The sequence below is a fragment of the Echinicola vietnamensis DSM 17526 genome (assembly GCF_000325705.1).
In the GTDB taxonomy this organism is placed as follows: Bacteria; Bacteroidota; Bacteroidia; order Cytophagales; family Cyclobacteriaceae; genus Echinicola; species Echinicola vietnamensis.
This window is the reverse complement of record NC_019904.1, coordinates 2926309-2948101: the sequence shown is the minus strand read 5'-3', so window position 1 is coordinate 2948101 and position 21793 is coordinate 2926309. Positions and strand designations below refer to the sequence as shown.

The 21793-nt window shown below is 44.7% G+C and carries 15 protein-coding genes and 1 riboswitch; of the genes, 9 read left to right on the top strand and 6 right to left on the bottom strand.

The window, feature by feature from the left end; translation table 11 throughout:
* Positions 1–52 precede the first annotated feature (52 nt).
* Positions 53–1330 (bottom strand): fumarylacetoacetase, encoded by a 1278-nt coding sequence (fahA, locus tag ECHVI_RS12105; RefSeq protein WP_015266284.1) that lies wholly within the window; start codon positions 1328–1330, stop codon positions 53–55.
* Positions 1331–1670: 340 nt separating this feature from the next.
* Here fahA and ECHVI_RS12100 point away from each other — a divergent pair, with 340 nt between their 5' ends.
* The gene (locus ECHVI_RS12100; RefSeq protein WP_015266283.1) at positions 1671–4304 is read left to right on the top strand and encodes a valine--tRNA ligase; all 2634 of its coding nucleotides are present in this window, start codon (positions 1671–1673) and stop codon (positions 4302–4304) included.
* A gap of 195 nt (positions 4305–4499) precedes the next feature.
* A complete protein-coding gene (gene proC / locus ECHVI_RS12095; protein ID WP_015266282.1) occupies positions 4500–5297 on the top strand; it encodes a pyrroline-5-carboxylate reductase in 798 nt (265 codons plus the stop codon).
* A 168-nt stretch (positions 5298–5465) separates the two neighbouring features.
* Here proC and ECHVI_RS12090 read toward each other — a convergent pair whose 3' ends face one another.
* On the bottom strand, positions 5466–5963 hold the full coding sequence (locus ECHVI_RS12090) for a hypothetical protein (RefSeq protein ID WP_015266281.1): 498 nt from the start codon (positions 5961–5963) through the stop codon (positions 5466–5468).
* 31 nt (positions 5964–5994) lie between these two features.
* Positions 5995–6534: a hypothetical protein gene (locus ECHVI_RS12085; protein WP_245553300.1), complete on the bottom strand. Its 540-nt coding sequence runs from the start codon at positions 6532–6534 to the stop codon at positions 5995–5997.
* A 378-nt stretch (positions 6535–6912) separates the two neighbouring features.
* Between ECHVI_RS12085 and ECHVI_RS12080 the strand changes: the two genes are divergently transcribed.
* Together ECHVI_RS12080 and ECHVI_RS12075 are read left to right on the top strand one after the other, a co-directional pair.
* A complete protein-coding gene (locus ECHVI_RS12080; RefSeq protein WP_015266279.1) occupies positions 6913–7953 on the top strand; it encodes an alpha/beta hydrolase in 1041 nt (346 codons plus the stop codon).
* Positions 7954–7957: 4 nt separating this feature from the next.
* A complete protein-coding gene (locus tag ECHVI_RS12075; protein WP_015266278.1) occupies positions 7958–9076 on the top strand; it encodes an alanine racemase in 1119 nt (372 codons plus the stop codon).
* A 213-nt stretch (positions 9077–9289) separates the two neighbouring features.
* Here the strand turns inward: ECHVI_RS12075 and ECHVI_RS12070 are convergent, their stop codons facing one another.
* The gene (locus ECHVI_RS12070) at positions 9290–10678 is read right to left on the bottom strand and encodes a type III PLP-dependent enzyme domain-containing protein (protein WP_015266277.1); all 1389 of its coding nucleotides are present in this window, start codon (positions 10676–10678) and stop codon (positions 9290–9292) included.
* A gap of 408 nt (positions 10679–11086) precedes the next feature.
* Between ECHVI_RS12070 and ECHVI_RS12065 the strand changes: the two genes are divergently transcribed.
* The 3 genes from ECHVI_RS12065 (at position 11087) to ECHVI_RS12055 (ending at position 17017) form a co-directional block, all read left to right on the top strand.
* Entirely contained in the window at positions 11087–12232 is a 1146-nt protein-coding gene (locus tag ECHVI_RS12065) for an efflux RND transporter periplasmic adaptor subunit (RefSeq protein ID WP_041738604.1), read from the top strand.
* Between the two features lie 145 nt (positions 12233–12377).
* The gene (locus tag ECHVI_RS12060) at positions 12378–15554 is read left to right on the top strand and encodes an efflux RND transporter permease subunit (RefSeq protein WP_015266275.1); all 3177 of its coding nucleotides are present in this window, start codon (positions 12378–12380) and stop codon (positions 15552–15554) included.
* A gap of 2 nt (positions 15555–15556) precedes the next feature.
* Positions 15557–17017: an efflux transporter outer membrane subunit gene (locus ECHVI_RS12055; RefSeq protein WP_015266274.1), complete on the top strand. Its 1461-nt coding sequence runs from the start codon at positions 15557–15559 to the stop codon at positions 17015–17017.
* A gap of 87 nt (positions 17018–17104) precedes the next feature.
* Here the strand turns inward: ECHVI_RS12055 and ECHVI_RS23665 are convergent, their stop codons facing one another.
* Positions 17105–17272 (bottom strand): hypothetical protein, encoded by a 168-nt coding sequence (locus ECHVI_RS23665; protein ID WP_015266273.1) that lies wholly within the window; start codon positions 17270–17272, stop codon positions 17105–17107.
* Between the two features lie 509 nt (positions 17273–17781).
* Entirely contained in the window at positions 17782–18273 is a 492-nt protein-coding gene (locus ECHVI_RS12045; protein ID WP_083892014.1) for a hypothetical protein, read from the bottom strand.
* Between the two features lie 121 nt (positions 18274–18394).
* Positions 18395–18506, bottom strand: a riboswitch (SAM riboswitch).
* A gap of 481 nt (positions 18507–18987) precedes the next feature.
* Between ECHVI_RS12045 and ECHVI_RS12040 the strand changes: the two genes are divergently transcribed.
* Together ECHVI_RS12040 and argS are read left to right on the top strand one after the other, a co-directional pair.
* A complete protein-coding gene (locus tag ECHVI_RS12040) occupies positions 18988–19938 on the top strand; it encodes an arginase (RefSeq protein ID WP_015266271.1) in 951 nt (316 codons plus the stop codon).
* A gap of 63 nt (positions 19939–20001) precedes the next feature.
* Entirely contained in the window at positions 20002–21792 is a 1791-nt protein-coding gene (gene argS / locus ECHVI_RS12035) for an arginine--tRNA ligase (protein ID WP_015266270.1), read from the top strand.
* Position 21793: the final 1 nt, after the last annotated feature.

The following is a 21793-nucleotide window of genomic DNA, read 5'->3' as shown; positions in this document are numbered from 1 at the left end:
CGCTCAGGCTGACATCTCGACATTGATAGCTTAAAGGCGATTTCCATGCCCATTACCCCTTACCATTACTGGGCATCACTGCTGTACTTACCTCACCAAAGCCCACACGAACCCCGTCTTTCTCTGCGTAACCTCGCATGGTGACCGTATCCCCGTCCTCGATAAAGGAGCGTTCTGCTCCGCAATCCAACCGTATCGGTTTGGTGCCCTTCCAGGCCAATTCCAGCATGGAGCCGAAACTGCTCTCCTCAGGTCCCGAAATGGTTCCGGAGGCATACATGTCCCCCACATTGATATTACAGCCATTGACCGTCTGGTGGGCCAATTGCTGGGCGATGTTCCAGTAAAGGTATTTGTAATTGGAGCGGCAAACGATGGTTTCCTGTTTGCCTTCCGGCTGGATCCCTACTTCCAAATGAATGTCAAAGCCATGGTCTTGCTCACATTGGAGATAGGGCAAAAGTGGTTCCTCAGGTTTTGGGGACTTGGTCCTGAAAGGGGCCAACGCCTCAAGGGTCACCACCCAAGGAGAAATGCTAGAAGCAAAGCTTTTGCCCAGGAAAGGTCCTAGTGGCACATATTCCCAAGCCTGAATATCCCTAGCCGACCAATCATTGAACAGCACAAACCCAAAAATATGCTCTTCTGCCTCTTGGGTCCTAATGCTCGTCCCCATCTTGGTAGGATTGCTCGTGATAAAAGCCATTTCCAATTCGAAATCCAAGCGTCGGCTAGGCCCGAAAGATGGCTTTTCCGCATCGGGAGCTTTAAACTGTCCCTTCGGACGGTGGATCGGCGTACCGGAAGGGACGATGGAAGAAGCCCGTCCATGATAGCCTACCGGCAAATGTTTCCAGTTTGGCATAAGGGCATTTTCCGGATCACGAAACATCGTGCCCACGTTAGTAGCATGCTCTTTACTGCTGTAAAAATCGGTATAATCCCCCACTTTCACGGGCATAAGCATTTTGGCTTCCTTGCGATTGACCATCACTTTACCCCTTGCCCGATGGTCTTTTAAGGCTGTATTTTCTTCCAAGAGTAATTCCTGCACCATTTCCCTGACTTTGCGGGTCATGGGCTTTCCCAGTGCCATAAATTCATTCAAGCTGTCCTTTAAAAACACTTCTTCCGGTAGGTGAATGGATGAAAAAAAACCTTCGCAGAACAGGACATGTAAATCTACTATTTTGTCTCCAATGGCCATGCCGATCCTTGGAGAAAGCCTTTTGTTCCTGAACACGCCAAAAGGTAAGTTGTAAATGGTAAAATCTGAATTTTTGGGGATCTGAACCCAACTTTTCAATGGCTTCACTTTCTGCTCTTTCATGTGCTTTCATTGATAGTGGTACGGTCAAAAGGAACCTCCCTGGTCCTGGCCAGCCGTTTACATTTGCCATAACGATACACCGACACCGTATGGTCAATAATAAAGGCACGCGCTGCTACTTACAAAATTAGAATTATCCCGGTATTAAAAAACCGATCGGGCTATTGGCTAAGGGAAGATTTGCTCAATTTTGGCAATTTGTGCAAAAGTACCGGCAAGGTTCTCCCCTACTTTCGGCAAGGACGCTGGCTTAATTGTCGAGATTATAAGGTCATGAGAGATATTTCTATTATTTTTGCGCTCTGAGATAGAATCTTATTGCTACAATATATATTCAACTATGTCCTTATCCACAAAATACAATCCTGCAGAAGCCGAATCCAAGTGGTATGCATTCTGGATGGAAAATAAGTTATTCAGTTCCAAGGTAGATTATAACAAAGAGCCCTACTCCATCGTCATCCCCCCTCCCAACGTAACAGGAGTGCTGCACATGGGACACATGCTGAACAACACCATCCAGGACGTCTTGGTAAGAAAGGCCCGCATGGAAGGAAAAAATGCCTGCTGGGTACCTGGCACAGACCACGCTTCCATTGCTACTGAGGCAAAGGTCGTGGCCCTGCTGAAGGAAAAAGGGATAGATAAAAAATCCATTTCCCGTGAGGATTTCCTCACCCATGCTTGGGAATGGAAAGAAAAATACGGTGGCATCATCCTAGAACAGCTAAAGAAACTTGGCGCTTCCTGTGACTGGGACCGCACCAAATTCACCATGGATGCTGGGCTCAGTGACGCGGTGACCAGTGTTTTTGTGGACCTCCACAACAAAGGTAAAATCTACCGTGGCATCCGCATGGTCAACTGGGATCCGCAAGGTAAAACGGCCCTGTCCGACGACGAAGTGATCTTCAAGGAGGTTCAGTCCAAGCTTTATTATATAAATTACAAGATCGAAGGCAGCGAAACGGAATACTTGACCGTCGCCACTACCCGTCCCGAAACCATCATGGCCGACGTAGCGATCTGCATCAATCCCAACGACAAGCGATTTGCCCATCTCAAGGGTAAAAAGGCACTTATACCGTTGATCAATCGGGCCATTCCCATTGTCGAAGATGATTATGTGGACATGGAATTTGGTACGGGCTGCCTGAAAGTAACCCCTGCTCATGATGTAAACGATTATGAAATCGGGCTACGTCATAAGCTGGAGGTCATCGATATCATCAATGACGATGGTACCCTGAATGAAAAAGCACAAATCCTCGTAGGTGAGGATCGGTTTATCGCCAGAAAGAAAATCGCAAAGCTCCTTAAAGAAGCCGGTCAGCTTCAAAAGGAGGAAGACTACCTGTCCAATGTAGGCCATTCAGAGCGGACCGATGCCGTGATTGAGCCAAAGCTCTCCTTGCAATGGTTCCTTAAAATGGAAGACATCACCAAGCCGGCCCTAAAAGCCGTGATGGATGACATCATCCAACTCTATCCGCCCAAATTCAAAAACATGTACCGCAGCTGGATGGAAAATGTGCGGGACTGGTGCATCTCACGTCAGCTTTGGTGGGGACACCAAATCCCTGCTTTCTACCTGCCAAACGGTGAATATGTCGTGGCCAAGACCGCTGAGGAAGCACTTGAAATCGCCAACGATAAATACAACGAAAATTACGGTCTAAACGACCTCACCCAAGATGAGGACGTGCTGGATACATGGTTCTCTTCATGGTTATGGCCTATTTCGGTGTTCGACACGGATGTGTTTACTACCGGAAAAAAGAATGAGGAGTTATCGTATTATTATCCCACTAACGACTTGGTGACGGCTCCCGAGATCTTGTTCTTTTGGGTGGCACGAATGATCATCGCTGGCTACGAATACATGGGAGAGAAACCTTTCCGAAATGTTTACCTCACCGGAATCGTACGGGACAAACAAGGCAGAAAGATGTCCAAGTCTTTGGGGAACTCCCCTGATCCACTGGAGCTGATCAAAAACTACGGGGCTGACGGTGTCCGAACCGGCATGCTATTCAGCTCCCCTGCTGGTAACGACTTGCCTTTTGATGAAAAGTTGGTAGAACAGGGCCGCAACTTTGCCAATAAAATATGGAATGCCTTTCGATTGATCAAAGGTTGGGAAGTGGATTCCAATATACTGGAACACCATAATCATACGGCCATCAATTGGTTTGAAAGTCGATTTGATCAAGCATTGGAAGAAATTGAGGACCACTTTAGCAAATTCAGGATTTCCGACGCCCTGATGAGCACGTATAAATTGGTGTGGGACGATTTCTGCTCCTGGTACCTGGAAATGGTTAAGCCCGAGTACCAAAAACCGATCGACCTCGAAACGTATGAAAAGACCTTGGGCTACTTTGAGGCCATCATGAAGATCCTGCATCCATTTATGCCATTCATTACGGAGGAGCTGTGGCACCAAGTAAAAGGGAGGGATGTCAAAGATGCATTGATTATATCTTCTTGGCCATCCAAAGGTGCTTATGATGTGAAGCTGATCAATGATGCCGCACAGGTCTTTGAAGTGGTTTCACAAGTAAGAAATATCCGTGCCTCCAAAGGCATTTCTCCAAAAGAGGCGTTTGACCTCACCATCAATACTAAAAACAAGGAGCTTTATACATCCTTTGGAGCCATCCTTAAAAAGCTGGCCAACTTGAGCCAAATGGAGTTTGCTGAAAAGGTAGATGGTGCGCTGAGCTTTGTGGTCAAATCAGACGAGTTCTTTATTCCACTGAATGAACAAATAGATGTGGAAGCCGAAAAAGAAAACATCCAAAAGGAACTGGAATACACCAAAGGCTTTCTAAATTCAGTGACCAAAAAACTGAGCAATGAGCGTTTTGTCAACAACGCCCCTGCCCAAGTGGTCGAAAACGAGAAGAAAAAGCAAGCCGACGCCGAAGCCAAGATCAAAGCCTTGGAAGAAAGCCTCGCTAAACTAGTATAATGGCGCCCACGGCAACCGTAGAAAAAGACCAAAAGGAAATGCCAGACAAGGCTGGATGTGACATCCGGCCTTGTCGTTTTTATAGGGCTTGCCTTTCTTGCCTGATTTTTTTTTGCGGCAACTAAAAATCATTCAAATGATTGGTTTATTTTTACATCGGTAAAAGTACCATTTACCGAAGCAGGAATTTACCAAATGAAAAATTTAAAAATTGCCATCATAGGATGTGGAAACCTTGGACTCTCCATTGTCAATGGCTTACTGGAAACTGAAGGGTTTGAAGCGAAAAACCTCATGGTCACCAAACGACATCCTGAAAACCTTTCTCACCTTCAATCGCTCGGGGTAACCGTTACAGCAGACAATAAATCCGCTGCCAAAGCAGCAGACTTGGTCATCCTTGGTGTGAAGCCTTATAACATCCCGCATATCCTTAAGGAAATAGCCCCCGTGGTCAGTCCTGATAAACAAACCATCATTTCCTTGGCCACAGGCGTGACCCTGGAAGAAATGTATCAGCACTTACCTTCAACCACCGCTCTTTATCGTGCCATGCCCAATATAGCGGCCGATATTCAGGAATCGATCACCTGCATCTGTGGTCAAAACAGTACTCCCGAAAATGAAGACATCATAAAAGCGCTCTTCAATAGCATTGGCATTTCGATCATTATTGAAGAGCATTTGATGGAGGCAGCTACCGTTTTGGGGGCCTGTGGGATTGCTTATGTACTGCGCTTTATGCGGGCCATGACCCAAGGCGGGATCCAAATAGGCTTCGATGCCAAAACCGCCAATACCATTGTCAACCAAACCGTAAAAGGTGCTGCCGAATTATTGATCAAAAAAGGCATTCACCCAGAAGCTGCCATTGATAAGGTCACCACTCCAAAAGGCTGCACCATCGTTGGCCTCAATGAAATGGAGCACCATGGCTTCAGTGCCGCGATGGTCAAAGGAGTCCTGGCATCCTATGAAAAGATCGAAAAGTAAGCATAATAATAAGGTTTATACGCCGGTGAGTAATAGGACCGATTAGTCTTCATTACCAGTTAGGCACTTGTATTTCATGCTCTCCTCCTATTCCTCGCCTTTGTTTTCATCAAAATCAAGATGAAAAGCTTCCAACGATCTTTTGCCCTATACTATGCAGTGAAAGCTTTAAAAAGCATAGCCGAATGATAAATAGGGCACAAACGGATAGAAGAAATCACTACCAAAATAAGGTGACAAGCCAGCACGGAAGGTAAATCCACCATCTATCGGTTGCTTGCGATAGCCAAACACCAATGATCCCAGCACATGGTTCCCGTCGTTTTCTGGGTCATCATCATCCTCAAACCAATTATCCTCTGAGGAGGTAAAGGTAGCATTGGCACCTAATTCAAAGTATTTCCCATCTTGTTCATTTCCCAGCAGGTAATTGATCCCCACAGGTATCGTAAAAAGCTTATAGCTGTCATTGGCAATATAGCCGAGTCCTGCCCTGGCTCCCCATCCCTTGCCTCCTTCCTTAAATCGGGTATCATAGTTAAAGGTAAACAGGCCAGGTCCTCCGATTTCTGCATGAATATTTTCGGACCTTGGAGACTTTCGCTCTTGTGCAGCTACCTGGAAGGTCAGCACCAAAGCGATAGAAATCATCACTATCTTTTTCATCGTCATATTGAATTAGTAAATGGTCAATTGATCAAAACGCGTAACCGAAGCCGATGCCGGCAAATAGTGGCCAAAACCCATTTTGGTTAAATATAGGAGTGAGGTTTGCCCGCCAAGTAAACCCCGGCTCATCGGGAACCATGCGATAACCAAAATTTATCGTTCCCATAAAGGAAGGGGTTTCTTCCATATCCAAAATAAAATGCCAGTGCTTATCGGTTGTTTCATTGGCACTACCATTGCCTACGCTATACTCCGTTTCTTGATAATTTACCAAGGTTGCTCCAGCCCCGATTTCAAAAAAATGGTTCTCTTTTCCAAAAAGTTTATTGAGCTGCACCGGTAAAGTAAACAAAGACCTATCGGAATAAACATATCCACCCAAGCCAGCCCTCACGCCCCAGCCATCCATTTTATCCTTGTGGAACCTCATGTCATAATTCACCGAATAGACCAAGCCCATCCCTCCTAGCTCTGCATAAACTGCTCGAGTAGGGAACCTCTCTTCCTGTGCCTCCGCCATAAAAGTAATCCCAAAAAACAGCCATAACACCAGTAGTTTCCTCATCATTTACTTCGTTTAAATAGCCAGTAAAGTCAAACCATCAATCTGCATAAAAAACTTATTCAAAGGTATTTACGCATTTTCAAACCACAGAGTTAGGATCCATCCCGCCTCACCGCTGGCCGCCCCTTTCTCCAATTGGTAAATTTTAAGTAATAAAGGTTTTAATCACTTCTAAAGAAGCTAAATCAACTGTTAAACAAGCGAATTTCACTTCATTTTAGATGAGCATAATTTTTTTCATTTATTCAAAAAAAGAAAAAACACGGATCTTTTAGCTATTCTAATGTTAAAAATAAACCTGACAAAAAATCATATCGGCCATTAGAATAGGATAATTTTTGAAAACGGCTTAGTTTTATCATTCATAACCATCATCAAGCCATGTTCAAGAAACTTCTCCCCATCCTTATTTCCATTTCGATCGTCCTGGCCGTTGGCTATATGCTAGGCCCAAAAGAAACCTATAGCGATATGGCAGGAACCTACCCCAATGTCCCCGCTGATCTTCAAAAACTGGAAGCGTATATCCAGCAAAAAGAGGACACCGTAACAGGCCTCAAGCCCAACAACCAGGCACAAATCGTGTGGGCAGACACCACCAAGGCCAAAACCCCCTATTCCATTGTCTACATTCATGGATTTGGCGCCAGTCAGATGGAGGGAGATCCCGTACACCGGAAATTGGCCGCACACTTTGGTGCCAACCTATACCTTACCCGCCTTCCCGAACATGGCATTGATCGGGCAAATGCTTTTGAATACCTTACGGCTGAGAAACTGGCCGACGGGGCGCGGGAGGCGTTTATGATTGGAAAGCAGCTGGGCGATAAGGTCATCGTAATGGGCACCTCCATGGGCGGAGCACTGACGGTATTATTGGCTTCAGAGCGGGAAGATATCGAAGGAATTCTGCTATACTCACCATGCATTAGAGACAATGGCAATCAGCTAGAAGGCTTTTTCAGCCCTTGGACGGGATGGCTATTTGAGCGGTTTGGCACGAACGAAGATGGGGTGATCCTCAACCCTCGGGAAGGTGAAAAAGCTCAGTACTGGTCAAACCAAATGCACATCAATGCCTATGTTAGTTTGGCCAAGTTGGTGTACAGTAAAATGAACGAGGAAACATTCAAAAAAATAACGCAACCGTTGTTTTTAGGGTACTACTATAAAGACAAGGAGCATCAAGATCATGTCGTTTCTGTACCGGCCATGATTGAGATGTACCAACAAGTCGACACCCCTGCTCCCCAAAAAGAAAAGGTCGCTTTCCCGGAATCCGGAAACCATGTCATTGGATCAAGCATCACGTCTGGAGATTGGGAAGGAGTATTGCAATCCAGTATTGATTTTTTGGAAACAGTCGTAAAAGTACCTGCACCAGCCCAGGAAGCAGCACATCTCACCGAAAACCCTTCTTGATTTTATGCCATTATTGCCTGCTATAACTTCGCCTACCTTGTTGGTCCATGAAGCAGTTTGCAAAGCGAACATTGCCCGCATGTCCGATAAGGGCAGAAAACACCGTCTAAACCTTATCCCTCATTTCAAAACCCATCAATCCCGAGCGATAGGAAATTGGTACAAGGAATACGGGATCGAAGAAATAACCGTTTCTTCCCTCCACATGGCGGAATACTTTGTAGGACAATCATGGAAAAACATCCACATTGCTTTTCCCTTTAACCCTTTGGAGATTGACCTGCTGGAGCAATTGACACTCCAAAGCTCGATTTCCATCCAATTGGTCAATGCGCAAGTAACTCAGCTGCTTGCTGATCGTCTTCAAAATCCGGTGGAATTCTTTATTGAAATCGACGCAGGCTATGGCCGAGCCGGGATAGAAGTGAGCGACTTCGGAGCCATTGAAGCAATCATGCGCATTGCCAACAGGTCTGACAAACTTAACTTTAAGGGATTTTACATCCATGCAGGACACACCTACCATGCTGATCCAGCCGGAATACACCGTATTCACGAGCAAACCAAATCGGCCTTAAAAATGCTGAAGGACAAGTACTTTGATGAATTCCCCTCCTTAAAGACCAGAATTGGGGATACTCCTAGCTGTTCTCTCGAAAGCGACTTTGATGGCGTGGATGAAATAGGTCCCGGCAATTTCGTTTTTTACGATCTCACCCAAGTGCACATTGGGAGCTGTAACAAATCCGATATCGGTATTGCGCTAGCGGCGCCTGTCGTGGACATCAAGAAAACCAAACATGAAATCCTTATCCACGGCGGGGGTGTTCACCTGGCCAAGGATGTCCTGACCTATCCTGATGGATCCCAAAATTTTGGGGAATTGGTGGTGTTTAACGGACAGGGATGGGACATCCCAGAGACTCCTTCTTTCCTAAAAAGCATTAGCCAAGAACATGGATTGGTCAACGCGACGGACGAATTGCTCTCTAAGGTAAAGGTCGGTGATATCATTGGCATTCTCCCTGTCCACAGCTGCATGACTGCAGATTGTATGCGCGGCTTTCTCGGTCTAAGCGGAGAAAAATTAGATCACTTCAAAGGTCAGCAAAAACTCCAATAGCAGCGCCACACCGTGCAGCTCACTGAATATCCAGCTGATTTCTTCCCAGCCTAACTGGGTTCGCCAAAAACCTGTGGCCGTCTATGTTTTCGCTGCTACAAAAGAAAAAGTGAACCACTAGCGCACTTTATAAGGCTAACAGTTCACTCCTTTTTCTCCACAATATCTCCTTAGGACAGAATGGATGGCGTGATGCTTTCACAAATGCCACACTCAATACCCTAATGTCTTCAGCATACTTTCACTATTTTGCTCTTGTGCAAATAGGCGATGCGTGATGGTGCCATCTGTATCCCGATCGATCAGCACGTGTTTGGGTGCAGGAATCAAGCAATGCTGAATTCCGCCATAGCCGCCCAAAGACTCCTGGTAGGCTCCTGTATGGAAGAATCCAATGTACTGCGGCTTTTGTTTCTTCTTTTTGGGGAGGTAGATATTATACTGGTGGGCCTCAGAATTATAATAGTCCATGCTATCACAGGTCAGTCCGCCCAAGTTAATATTATGGTATTCCTCTTTCCAATTGTTGACGGCCAGCATGATGTATTTCTGATTAAGCCCCCAGCTATCGGGCAGTTGGGTAATAAATGAGCCATCGATCATGTACCAAAGCTCTTTATCGTTTTGGAGTTTTTCTTCCAGAATAGAATACAGCACAGCCCCGCTTTCTCCTACTGTATAACTCCCAAATTCCGTAAATATATGGGGTTCCACCGTATTATTCTTGGCACACATCCATTTGATGTTTTTGACAATTTGATCGGCCATGTATTGGTAATCGTAGTCGAAAAAGACATTCGTCTTAATGGGCCAGCCCCCACCAATATCCATGGTATCCAGCTCGGGACAAACGGCTTTCAAATCCACGTACTTTTGGATAAACCGTGTCAACTCCGACCAGTAATAGGCCGTATCCCTGATCCCTGAATTGATAAAGAAATGGAGCATTTTAAGGCTTACATTGGGGTTATCCTTGATCTTCTGCTCGTATAAATCAATGATATCCTTGTACCTCACCCCCAACCGTGAAGTATAAAAACCAAATTTTGGCTCCTCATCCGCTGCAATCCTAATGCCCACTTGGAACGGAACCTTGACATGTTCCAGGTAGTAGTCAATTTCGGTAAGATTATCCAAGACCGGAATACAATTATGGAATCCGTCATTGAGCAATTCCGAAATATAATGCTTATACAAGTCCCGTTTGAACCCATTACAAACGATGTGCGTATCCTTGGTGATTTTACCTTTTTCATAGAGGCTTCTCACCAACGGGATGTCAAATGTAGAAGATGTTTCAATGTGAATATCATTTTTCAGCGCCTCATCCAGCACAAAACTAAAATGAGAGGATTTGGTACAGTAACAGTACGTGTATTTGCCATGATAATCATGGGCTTGCATCGCATTGTTAAAGTAAGTTTTCGCATTTTGGATACTTTCACTGATTTTTGGAAGATAGGTAAGCTTTAATGGAGTACCGTACTCTTCGATGATCTCCATCAGGTTTACACCATTAAAAAACAGGTTATCATCTTCCACCTTGAATTCCTTCGTAGGAAAATCGAAAGTTTGTTGAATTAGATCAATGTATTTGTTCATTTGGGCGCTGTAAGTTTAGAGCTTTCGTGACTGAAAATTGCATTTTTAATTATTGAAATCAAAATACAATTATTCCCGAAGGATACACACCACAAATATTATTCAAATTTGAATATTCAATTGAAATTTGGCCGTAAATTTGTTGCATAAATTTAAAACCCTGTAACCTTTTTTAACATTAATTTAGAATCCTTGGTATAAGGCTTTTCATTCAAAATTGTGGGGATTATTTCCACAAATCACCAACTTTTGCTCCACAGCCCCAAACCAAAACAATTGAATTTATTATATTGACAATCAGCTATTTAAAACTTTAAAAACAGTTGAGCACTAGTGGTACGATTATTACGACTAAATATTACAAAAAACCTAATTAGAAGATAAGCACGAAAAAATATGTCTAGAAATATGTTATGTAAAGAAACTCGCTTCAAGCATTTTCCTTTGCCACTGATTTTAATGGTGGGAATTTTATTTTTCGGTTGTGAAGAGGAGAAAAAAGTGGATGAAGGTTTACCACTTCCAGTCATCAGCCTCAAGGAAGAAAAAGCGGCAAGATCTTATCAGTACCTTGGATCCATAGAGGGGGTTGAGAATGTAGAAATCCGTCCCCAGGTGGACGGCATTTTAGAACAAATCTATGTAGATGAAGGGGACTTTGTGGAAAAAGGACAGCCCCTATTCAAGATCAACAGTCAGCCTTACATGGAAGATCTTAAAAATGCCCAGGCAAATGTAGAATTGGAAAAAGCCAAATTGCGAAAGGCCAAAACAGAGATTGATCGCTTACAGCCACTTATCGACAATGAAGTGATTTCAGAGGTGAGGATGCAAACCACCTTGGCCGATTACGAAGTGGCCAAATCCGCTTTGCAGCAGGCAGAAGCAGTGGCTGCTAACATGCGGATCAACTTGGAATTCACCACCATCAAAGCACCCGTAAATGGTTTTATGGGCAGGATTCCTCGCTCCATTGGTAACGTGGTCAAAAAAACGGATTCCGAGCCCTTGACCACCCTCTCCAATGTCCATGAGGTCTACGTTTATTTTTCCATGAGTGAATCCGACTACCTGTATTATGAAAGGATGAAGAAGGATTCCAGCTCCAAAAAGCTGAATCCTAATGTAAAACTGATACTAGCTGATGGCAGCATCTATGATAAAGTAGGGACCATTGACGCCAACTCCGGACAGATCAACCGTTCCACGGGATCGATTGCCTTACGAGCCCGATTCTCCAATCCTGACACCCTTCTAAGGTCTGGTAACACCGGAAAAATCCTTATGGAACAGATTTATCCCGAGGCCATCTTGATTCCCCAAGGAGCTACAGCTTCTATTCATGACAAAAAATTCGTTTACACCTTAAACGAAGACAATACCGTCAACCGAAAAGAAATCAAAATAGAGGGAAGATCCGGGAAAGAATATATCGTCAGTGACGGGAGTCTTTCTCCAGATGACCGTATCGTTACTTCAGGACTGGACAAGCTCACAGATGGTGTTAAAGTAAAACCTCTTCAACAGGGACAATTGCTTTCTTCCGAGGAATAGAGCAGCTTTTTCCCACCTATTCATAAAAAGTTTTAACCAAAAACAACGATGGTTGGTTACCGTTTGAGCGGGCATGGTAATGGGAAAGCTTTATTCATCCCCATCGGCCCTTTCATCGCCTTTTAGTAAAACAAAGACATAAGCAATGATTAAAAATATCATCAACAGGCCCGTGCTGGCGTTGGTCATTTCCATTTTGCTCATTTTGGCCGGGGCTGCCAGTATCAGTCAGTTACCGGTAGAGCGATTTCCTGAGATTGCTCCTCCCAGTGTCAGTGTCCAAGTGTATTACCCGGGTGCAAACGCTGAGACCGTTGCCAAATCCGTATTGCTTCCCTTGGAAGAAGCCATAAATGGGGCTGAAAACATGAGTTACATCAACTCCACCGCCACCAACTCTGGCCGTGGACGATCCACAGTTTATTTCGAGCCAGGAACGGATCCCAACGTGGCCGCCGTGGAGATCCAAAACAGGATCTCCCAAGTCATGGAATCCATTCCTTCGGAGGTAAGGGAAGCAGGTATCGTGGTGCTCAAAAGGCTAAAAGGTTCCCTTATGACCATCCAGATTTACAGTGACGGTGTATATGATGAAACCTTCTTGAATGCTTATACCCGGATGAATATCCGCCGGGAGCTGAAAAGGGTGAGCGGTATTGCCGAGGCCTCCATTCTCCGTTCACGGGATTATGCCATGCGGATATGGCTCAACCCGGAAAAAATGGCCCTTTACGGCTTGACCCCAAGAGAGGTATATAACCAAGTTCGGGACCAAAGCTTCGAAGCGGCACCAGGAAAGTTTGGTGAAAATTCGGATGAGGTTTTTGAAATTGTGATGAAGCACAGCGGCCGTTTCAGCGAACCCGATGAGTACGAAAACCTCGTCATCAAAACGGAAGATGATGGAACACAATTGCGGCTAAAGGATGTCGCCAGATTAGAATTCGGTGCCTCTAACTATGCCAGTGACAACAAACTGGATGGCATGTCGGCAGTGACCATTGATATCGTGCAGCAGCAAGGAGCCAATGCTGTAGAAATCGATAAGGCGGTCAGAAAAGTCCTCGAGAACCAATCAAAGGCATTCCCTGAAGGAATGGAGTACAGGATTTCTTACAGTGTCCGTGACCAGATTGACGAATCCATGCACCATGTGCAGAAGACGCTGATGGAAGCCTTTGTGCTGGTGTTTTTGGTCGTCTTTATATTCCTCCAAAATACTCGGGCTACCATCATCACGGCCATTTCGATCCCCGTTTCGCTGATCGGTACCTTCTTCTTTCTCAGCATGATTGGGGCGACGATGAACGTGCTCAGTATGTTTTCCATAGTATTGGCCATCGGGATTGTGGTGGATGATGCCATTGTCGTCATAGAGGCCATATATGAAAAAATGGAGGATGAAGGCCTTAAGGTCAAGGATGCCGTGGTCGCGGCGATGGCTGAAATCACAGGAGCCATCATATCCATTACCATTGTTATTGCGGCAGTTTTCCTACCTGTGGGATTCTTGGACGGACCTGTCGGCGTATTTTACCAAGAATTTGCTTACACCATTATCTTTGCCGTGCTGATCTCAGCAGTAAACGCACTGACGTTGGTACCGGTCCTTAGTGCCTTGATTCTTAAGGAAAAAGACCCCAATAAAAAACGTAAGCGAATTCCCCTTATCGAACGGATTCGGGAAAGCCGGGCGGCAAACACCGCCAAAACACTTCGTGACAAAGGGTTGCGGAAATTCGACAGTGCCTTTGACAAGTTTACGGAAAAATACCTTTCTGTAGTAAAATGGTCTATCCGTCATAAATGGTGGACGATGGGCGGTTTGGTATTGGTCACAGGATTGACTTTCCTCATGGCCACCACCACTCCTAAGGGCTTTATCCCTACTGAGGACGATAACTTCCTTATCTTTTCCCTTACCATGCCAGAGGGATCGTCCCTTCACCGTACCAATCAGGTACTGAAACAAGCGGACTCATTGCTCCACCAACAACCAGCTGTCGCCAGTGTCAATACCATTTCCGGTTATAATATTGTGGATGACTCTGAAAGTTCATCCACTGGCTTGGGCTATATCAAGCTAAAGGAAATTGGCAAACGGGGCGATGTCAGGGAGATCGGTGAAGTCGTCAAGCTGCTGACCAAAAAGCTCAGTGTACTCAGTGAAGCCAGCATCAATATCTACCCTAGACCTACCGTACAGGGGTTTGGTAACTTCGATGGGGTACAGATTGTCTTGCAGGATTATTCTGACGGGGACTATGGAGAATTCGGTCAGCTGATCAATGGTTTTATTAATGAACTCACCAAGCAAGAGTCCATTGAGAAGGCCTTTACCTCCTTCAACCCCAATTTTCCGCAGTACAAAATCAAAATTGACTACGAAAAGGCAAAAGCCATGGGGGTCAGCGTGAAGGACATGATGTTTACGATCCAATCTAACTTTGGCCGTACGCGGGTGGGAGACTTCAACCGTTTTACGCGGCAGTACATGGTATACATGCAATCAGACATCCAATATCGGGAAACGCCCGATGCCATCAACTCCATCATGGTCAAAAACAACCAAGGGGAAATGGTTCCCATCAATACATTTGTGACCTTGGAAGAAACCTATGGGCCGGAAACCGTCTTCCGCTATAACCTTTACAGTGCTGCCAGGATCAACATCACACCAGCCAAAGGTTACAGTACCGGTGATGTGATGGCGGTCATTGAAGAAATGAGCAATAGTAAACTCCCCGCCAACTTGGGTTTTGAATGGACAGGTATGAGCTTGGAAGAGAAAAAATCAGGTTCAAATACCACGATCATTTTTGTCATCAGTATAATCTTGATCTACTTTATCTTGGCCGCCCAATACGAAAGTTTCTGGCTACCCATGGCCGTGATCCTGTCCCTTCCTGCAGGTATCTTAGGGGTGTTTGTATTTATCAACCTTGCAGGCATCGAGAACAATATTTACGTGCAGGTAGGACTAGTGATGTTGGTTGGTCTATTGGCCAAAAACGCCATTCTGATCGTGGAGTTTGTCTCCCAAAAGAGAAAAGAAGGACTTAATGTAGCAGACGCCGTAGTGGAGGCGTGTGCCTTACGGATCAGGCCTATTTTGATGACCTCTTTTGCCTTTACGGCAGGTTTGGTGCCCTTGATGTTTTCCGTGGGCTCTTCTGCCCAAGGCACCAAATCAGTAAGTATCGGTACAGCTGGAGGAATGATTTTCGGCATTTCATTAGGGGTAATCTTTATCCCAGTGCTGGCCTATATCTTCCAGCAAATCCAAGACAGGTACTTTATTGAAACGATAGAAAAAGACTAACTATGAATTCGCTAAAAAACATATTGCCTTTTACACTGGTCGTAATAGCGATGGCTAGTTGTAAGGTGGGGCAAAACTATAATAGACCGGAAATAGATTTCCCTGATCAATATTATGGAGCTGACAGCCTCAGGGACAGTTTGATGACGGGTAAGAAAAACATGGCGGCTGTAAATTGGAAGGCCTATTTCAAGGATTCTACCTTGGTGAGCCTGATCGATTCTGCCCTATCCAACAACTTTGACATGCAAAAAATGACAAAGGAAATCGACATAGGCTATCAAAATCTACAGCAATCCAAGGCTAACTTTCTGCCTTCCCTGGGTGCTTCTCCCTTTAAATATAACCGTGAATATTATTCGGAATATTATAACAACTATGGTTCCAATAGGGCCAGAAGAAACCATGGGGAAGACATTCCTACTTCACTTTATACTGAGCGGATGGAATACGTATCTTCCCTACAGGCAAGCTGGGAAATTGATATCTGGGGTAAGCTTCGCTGGCAAAAAGAAGCTGCTCGAGCCGATTTTATGAAAACGCAAGAGTTTAAAAAAGCATTACAAACCGCTTTAGTCTCAGAGGTGGCTACGACCTACTTAAACATGCTGATGCTCAAATCCCAGCTCACCGTATCAAGGCGTAACTATGAGTTAAGTAAAAACACACTCAGAATCGTAAAACTTCAGTATGATGCCGGAGAGACCACCTCCCTGGCTGTCCAGCAGACTGAATCCCAAATGCTACGGGCAAAGGCCTTGATACCTGATCTGGAAAGGGATTATGCCATTCAGGAAACGCGACTTAATGAACTCTTGGGAAGGGCTCCCCAAGAGCTGGAGCTGGTCCATCACTTGGAAGATATCGCCTTTGACAGCACTTACCAAACAGGGGTACCGCTGGAACTAATCCAAAACAGGCCGGATATTGCCGCATCGGAATATAACCTGATCATAAGTAACGCCAATGTCGGGGTTACTCAGGCCATGAAATACCCCTCTTTGACCATTAGCGGCGGAGTAGGCCTCAACTCCTATCAAATCGAGCATTTCCTTGACCCTATGGGAGCGGGTTTTGCGCTGCTGAACGGGGCCATTTTCCAACCGATTTTTCAAAATCGCAAGTTAAAAACCAACCATTTAATTGCCCTTAATAAAAGAGAAATTGCGCAATTGGACTTTAAAGAGACCATCATTGGTGCTGTAGGGGAAGTTTCTAATGCCTTGGTAACGATCGAAAAGCTGCAAGAAGCCCATAATATCGTCGAAGACAGGCTTCAAGTCACCAACAAGGGCATTAAGGATGCATTCCTGCTCTTCCAGAGTGGATTTGCGAGTTACTTGGAAATCATCAATGCCCAAGAAGATGCCTTGGAAAACCAAATGGAGCTGGTAAGGTTAAAAACCCAATTGGCCATCGCCAACATCGAACTGTACCGAAGCCTCGGAGGGGGATGGAAATAACGGACCAAATGGGGCTTAGCGGTCATTCGTGGAGAATAATCCAAGGCTAATGCATTTTTACCTTGCCCCTTCCTATGGAACTTTACTTTAGGCAGGATACCATTTAGGGAGCAGGTAGTCACTTGCTCCTTCTTTTTTCACCTTCGTCAAAGGTGGAATAAGTACCAAATGGGCAAAAGCTGCCCTTGACAGGACTTCATCATGGGAAGCCCGCGGCGGGAACTCGGGGTAAAGGGGCAGCATGAAACCTGTCATTCCCATCCTTTACTTTTGTAAACTGCCATTTTCTTAACGGTAAAACCAGGGATACATAATCCGCCACAAAGGTGCCAAGTAAATGCTGTAACCTGCACTCATTGGAAGTTACAATTGAATTGTACCATGGAGCCTTGTTGGGGATCAAGCCGAAAAATTGGGAGCAACCTATTCCTATGGCTTATCATTTTCCTTTCCACTGTTGGTTTCCATTTTGCCACGGATGAACGCTGATAAACACAGATAAGATGCTGGCACCATTGCAAATCTGGGTTCATCCATTTTATCTGTGGCTAATTTAAGGTTTATCAAGGGCCTTGCCCTCAGTAATGATGATAGAATACTGCTAAGGCTTTGGGTATGCTGCTTGGTGATCATGCTATCAGCGTTTCCTCCTTATCTGCACGAACCGTTTCCATACCCCTCAATTGGGCCAACAAAAAAAACACCTCGAAAAATACTTCGGAGGTGTTTTAATATGGTTATTAGTGATGGTTTATTATTGTACCTTAATGGCTCAGTTCATTAAAGAGCAACTTTTCTTCCAAGCGGTGCTTTTCCTGATTGATGAGCACTTTTCGTAGCACTTGTTTGAACCTGATTTCATCGTTGACGATTCTAAAAATCTTCTCCAAGTACTCTTTGGCTACCGCTTCATTCTTCTTGTAAAACTTCAATGTGAAACTTCTGTTTTCATGAATGTTTTCCAAATAGACCTCTTTAGGTTGTCCAGCCAGTACGATTCCCCTGAAGAATGCATAGTGTGCGGCCAAATCCCCTTTGAGGGTGAAGTAGATCGCTTGAAACTGCTTATTGGCCGCTTCAAAGTTGTGAAAGCCAAAAGTACCTTGGCCTTCCAATTGGACAAATTCATTTTCTGAAAGCCACTCATAAGCACTTAAGGACTTTTGGTCCGTGGTTTTGTTCCTGATGACGGACTGAAAGCTGAAGATATGATTGTTTTGAGTGGAAATGCTATGGTTAGAAGCTATTGCTGTCATGGTTTCTTTAGTTAAGATCGTTATTAGTTGATTTTTCTGAGGGTTTGCTACTATCTGCAACAACACCCTTTGGGGGCTTTCATCGGTTTCCGCATTCGCATTGCTTGTCTCATGGTTTTCACATTTATAGGTCCTCAAATGATTTCGGCAGGATTTAGCACCTTTTCTTTGTTGAGAGGGATAGGTTGCTATAGGTTCTTCGAGCCTGTTCTCTCCCCTATTCTTTATAAATCAGCTACCAAGCTTTCGGCGCTTTTCGCTAATAACTGTTTCAAAGGTACGACAATTTTTTACAAAAACTAATTTCCCTATAGAATTTGTAGGGAATTATTTTCTTTCCCCTAATTTCCTCACTTTAACTCCCCTTGAAAAGAGGCCAAACGGTGTATACCTCCGCTCTCTTCACGTATAAATTTACAACACTATCCCACTGAAAACCAATAGATCTAGATACCTTACTATTATCAATAGCCGTTCAAGCTTAACCTTCACTTATTAGTGAAAGTAACGGGTAAAATCAGCGAAAAGAACATCATTATTACCATCATAAACGCATGATCACGTACGGGAAACTGGACGATTTGTCTTATTGTACAAAACCGCCTCACCTTTCACACCTCCCTTCTCCCATAAATGCACATTTTTGACTACTTTTGTGGCAATTGATCCAAATAACTGATTTGCCCAATATAACGAACTAGAGATTTACCCATTATGAGAAACATCAAGCTTGTAGAAGTACGGTCTGAACTTGCCGCAGGCACTAGAGGGGCCAGCTTGGGAATTGACGCGCTAAAGGTGGCGAGCTTGGGTAAAAAATCGGATTTCTTTACCCGGTTTGACCCCATCAATGTGCCAGATGCCAACAATTACCTATGGAAAAACAACCCCTATCCGCATGCCAAGTACATTGACGGGGTGCATGAGGTGCTGGGAAATGTGCACGATACGATAAAAGCACTCCGTGAGGAAAAGAAATTCCCAATTGTCCTGGCGGGGGATCACTCTACCGCTGCAGGGACCATCATGGGAATCAAGGCTGCCAATCCGGAAAAGCGCCTTGGGGTGATATGGATCGACGCCCATGCTGACATCCACAGCCCCTACACGAGTCCTTCAGGGAATATGCACGGCATGCCCTTGGGTATGTGCCTTCAAGAAGACAATCTTGAAAACCGGCAACAGGATCCATCTGCGGAAGAAATCGAATACTGGGAAAAGATCAAAAAAATCGGCGGGGATTTCCCAAAGATCAAGGCGTCGGACATTGTCTACATTGCTGTAAGAGACACGGAAGAACCTGAAAACAAGCTGATCGAAAAGCACGGCATACGTAACTTCACCACCCAAGAAGTCCGTCAAAAGGGAATAACTCAAATTTCGGAAGAGGCTTTGGCCATTTTGAAAGATTGTGAGCAGATTTATATTTCCTTCGATGTAGACAGCATGGACAGTTCCATTTCCGTAGGTACAGGAACACCAGTTCCCGATGGTTTGACGGTGCAAGAAGCCTTAAAATTGAACATGGAATTGATAAAAGACAAAAGAGTTTGCTGTTGGGAAATTGTAGAGGTTAACCCTACGTTGGATTCTGAAAACATCATGGCCCAAAACGCCTTTGAAGTACTGGAATCCACCACCAAATCATTGGTCAGCAACTTTTAGAAGCTAAAAAATATGCAATTGATCCACTAGGGGTCAAAAATGCGATCAAACTTTAACAAAAGCATGACGATTCAAGAACAGATACTGAAAGCCATTAGCGAAGGTTTTTCAAAAGCATTTGATCATCAGGTAACCCCTGAGTCCCTCTCCTTACAACCTACCCGTAAGGAGTTTGAAGGCAATTATACCTTCGTACTTTTTCCATTCCTTAAATACACCAAAATGAAACCCGAGGACAGTGGAGACAAAATCGGGCAATACTTGGTGGAAAACTGCGAGGCCGTAAGTGCTTTTAATGTCGTAAAAGGTTTCTTGAACATTTCTGTCAATGAACAGTCCTGGATGGCTGTTTTCCAAACGCTCTACCAAAACGAGCAGCTCGGCCAGTTGCCCCCAAAAAACCAAAAAGTCATGGTGGAGTTTAGCTCCCCCAACACCAACAAGCCCCTTCATCTGGGTCACCTTAGAAACAATTTCCTAGGTTTTTCGGTTTCGGAAATCCTTGCAGCCAACGGCTATGAGGTCATCAAGGCAAACCTTGTCAACGACCGGGGGATCCACATCTGCAAATCCATGGTGGCCTACCTCCACTTTGGCAATGGCGAAACCCCAACGTCCGGCGGGTTCAAAGGTGACCATTTGGCAGGCAAGTATTATGTGCTTTTTGACAAAGCCTATAAAAAACAAATCAACGAACTCATCGAAAAGGGCCTATCCGAAGAAGACGCCAAAAAGCAGGCTCCACTTATGCTAGAAGCTCAGGAAATGCTGCGCAAGTGGGAAGCTGGCGATGAAGAAACGGTAACCCTTTGGAAAACGATGAACAGTTGGGTGTATGAAGGGTTTGATGCCACCTATAAAAAAATGGGAGTGAGCTTTGACAAGTTTTACTATGAGTCAGACACCTACCTCCTGGGCAAAAACATTGTGGAAGAAGGGCTTGAAAAAGGCGTTTTTTTTAAAAAAGACAACAATTCCGTTTGGGCAGACCTTACGGAAGAAGGGTTGGATGAAAAGCTCGTCCTCCGTGGGGATGGCACCTCGGTGTACATCACGCAGGACATGGGCACGGCAGACCTAAAATACGAAGATTTCAAGATCAACAAATCGGTTTACGTGGTAGGCAATGAGCAAGATTATCACTTCGATGTGCTCTTTAAGATCATGCGAAAGCTAAATCGTCCTTACGGTGAGGGACTTTATCACCTGTCCTATGGCATGGTGGACCTGCCTACCGGAAAGATGAAATCCCGCGAGGGTACTGTGGTGGATGCCGATGATCTGATCCAAGAAATGGTCGATACGGCGGAAAGCCATACCAAAGAACTCGGGAAAATCGAAGGTTTCTCTGATGAACAGGCAAAGGAACTGTATGAAATGCTAGGCTTAGGGGCGCTGAAGTACTTTTTACTAAAAGTCGACCCCAAGAAGCGAATGCTCTTCAATCCTCAAGAATCCATTGAATTCCAAGGCAACACAGGCCCTTTCATCCAGTACTCCCATGCGCGTATTGCCAGCATCCTGCGAAAAGCCAAACAAATTGGCCTAGATTATTCTGCATCAGGTTTTAACGGCCTACAACAAGTAGAGAATGCAGAAAAAGAGCTGATCATCTTACTGAATGATTATGAGAAAAAAATAGCCCAAGCGGGTGAAGAGCTTTCTCCATCAGTCATTGCCCAATATATGTTTGATTTGGCCAAAGAATATAACCGCTTTTATGCAGAACTTCCTATCTTTAGTGAAGCGGATGAGAAAATTCGCAGCTTCCGGGTGGCCCTTAGTGCTCAAGTAGCCAAAACTTTACAGTCCGGAATGAAGTTATTAGGAATAAAAGTACCTGAAAAAATGTAAT

What these genes read in the sequence shown, in the direction of transcription:
- ECHVI_RS12065 (WP_041738604.1), top strand. Translation starts at nt 11,087, where the DNA reads ATGTTATGTAAAGAAACTCGCTTCAAGCATTTTCCTTTGCCACTGATT.
- ECHVI_RS12080 (WP_015266279.1), top strand. Translation starts at nt 6,913, where the DNA reads ATGTTCAAGAAACTTCTCCCCATCCTTATTTCCATTTCGATCGTCCTG.
- ECHVI_RS12090 (WP_015266281.1), bottom strand. Translation starts at nt 5,963, where the DNA reads ATGAAAAAGATAGTGATGATTTCTATCGCTTTGGTGCTGACCTTCCAG.
- argS (WP_015266270.1), top strand. Translation starts at nt 20,002, where the DNA reads ATGACGATTCAAGAACAGATACTGAAAGCCATTAGCGAAGGTTTTTCA.
- ECHVI_RS12100 (WP_015266283.1), top strand. Translation starts at nt 1,671, where the DNA reads ATGTCCTTATCCACAAAATACAATCCTGCAGAAGCCGAATCCAAGTGG.
- ECHVI_RS12055 (WP_015266274.1), top strand. Translation starts at nt 15,557, where the DNA reads ATGAATTCGCTAAAAAACATATTGCCTTTTACACTGGTCGTAATAGCG.
- ECHVI_RS12060 (WP_015266275.1), top strand. Translation starts at nt 12,378, where the DNA reads ATGATTAAAAATATCATCAACAGGCCCGTGCTGGCGTTGGTCATTTCC.
- fahA (WP_015266284.1), bottom strand. Translation starts at nt 1,330, where the DNA reads ATGAAAGAGCAGAAAGTGAAGCCATTGAAAAGTTGGGTTCAGATCCCC.
- ECHVI_RS12045 (WP_083892014.1), bottom strand. Translation starts at nt 18,273, where the DNA reads ATGACAGCAATAGCTTCTAACCATAGCATTTCCACTCAAAACAATCAT.
- ECHVI_RS23665 (WP_015266273.1), bottom strand. Translation starts at nt 17,272, where the DNA reads ATGACAGGTTTCATGCTGCCCCTTTACCCCGAGTTCCCGCCGCGGGCT.
- ECHVI_RS12070 (WP_015266277.1), bottom strand. Translation starts at nt 10,678, where the DNA reads ATGAACAAATACATTGATCTAATTCAACAAACTTTCGATTTTCCTACG.
- proC (WP_015266282.1), top strand. Translation starts at nt 4,500, where the DNA reads ATGAAAAATTTAAAAATTGCCATCATAGGATGTGGAAACCTTGGACTC.
- ECHVI_RS12085 (WP_245553300.1), bottom strand. Translation starts at nt 6,534, where the DNA reads ATGATGAGGAAACTACTGGTGTTATGGCTGTTTTTTGGGATTACTTTT.
- ECHVI_RS12040 (WP_015266271.1), top strand. Translation starts at nt 18,988, where the DNA reads ATGAGAAACATCAAGCTTGTAGAAGTACGGTCTGAACTTGCCGCAGGC.
- ECHVI_RS12075 (WP_015266278.1), top strand. Translation starts at nt 7,958, where the DNA reads ATGCCATTATTGCCTGCTATAACTTCGCCTACCTTGTTGGTCCATGAA.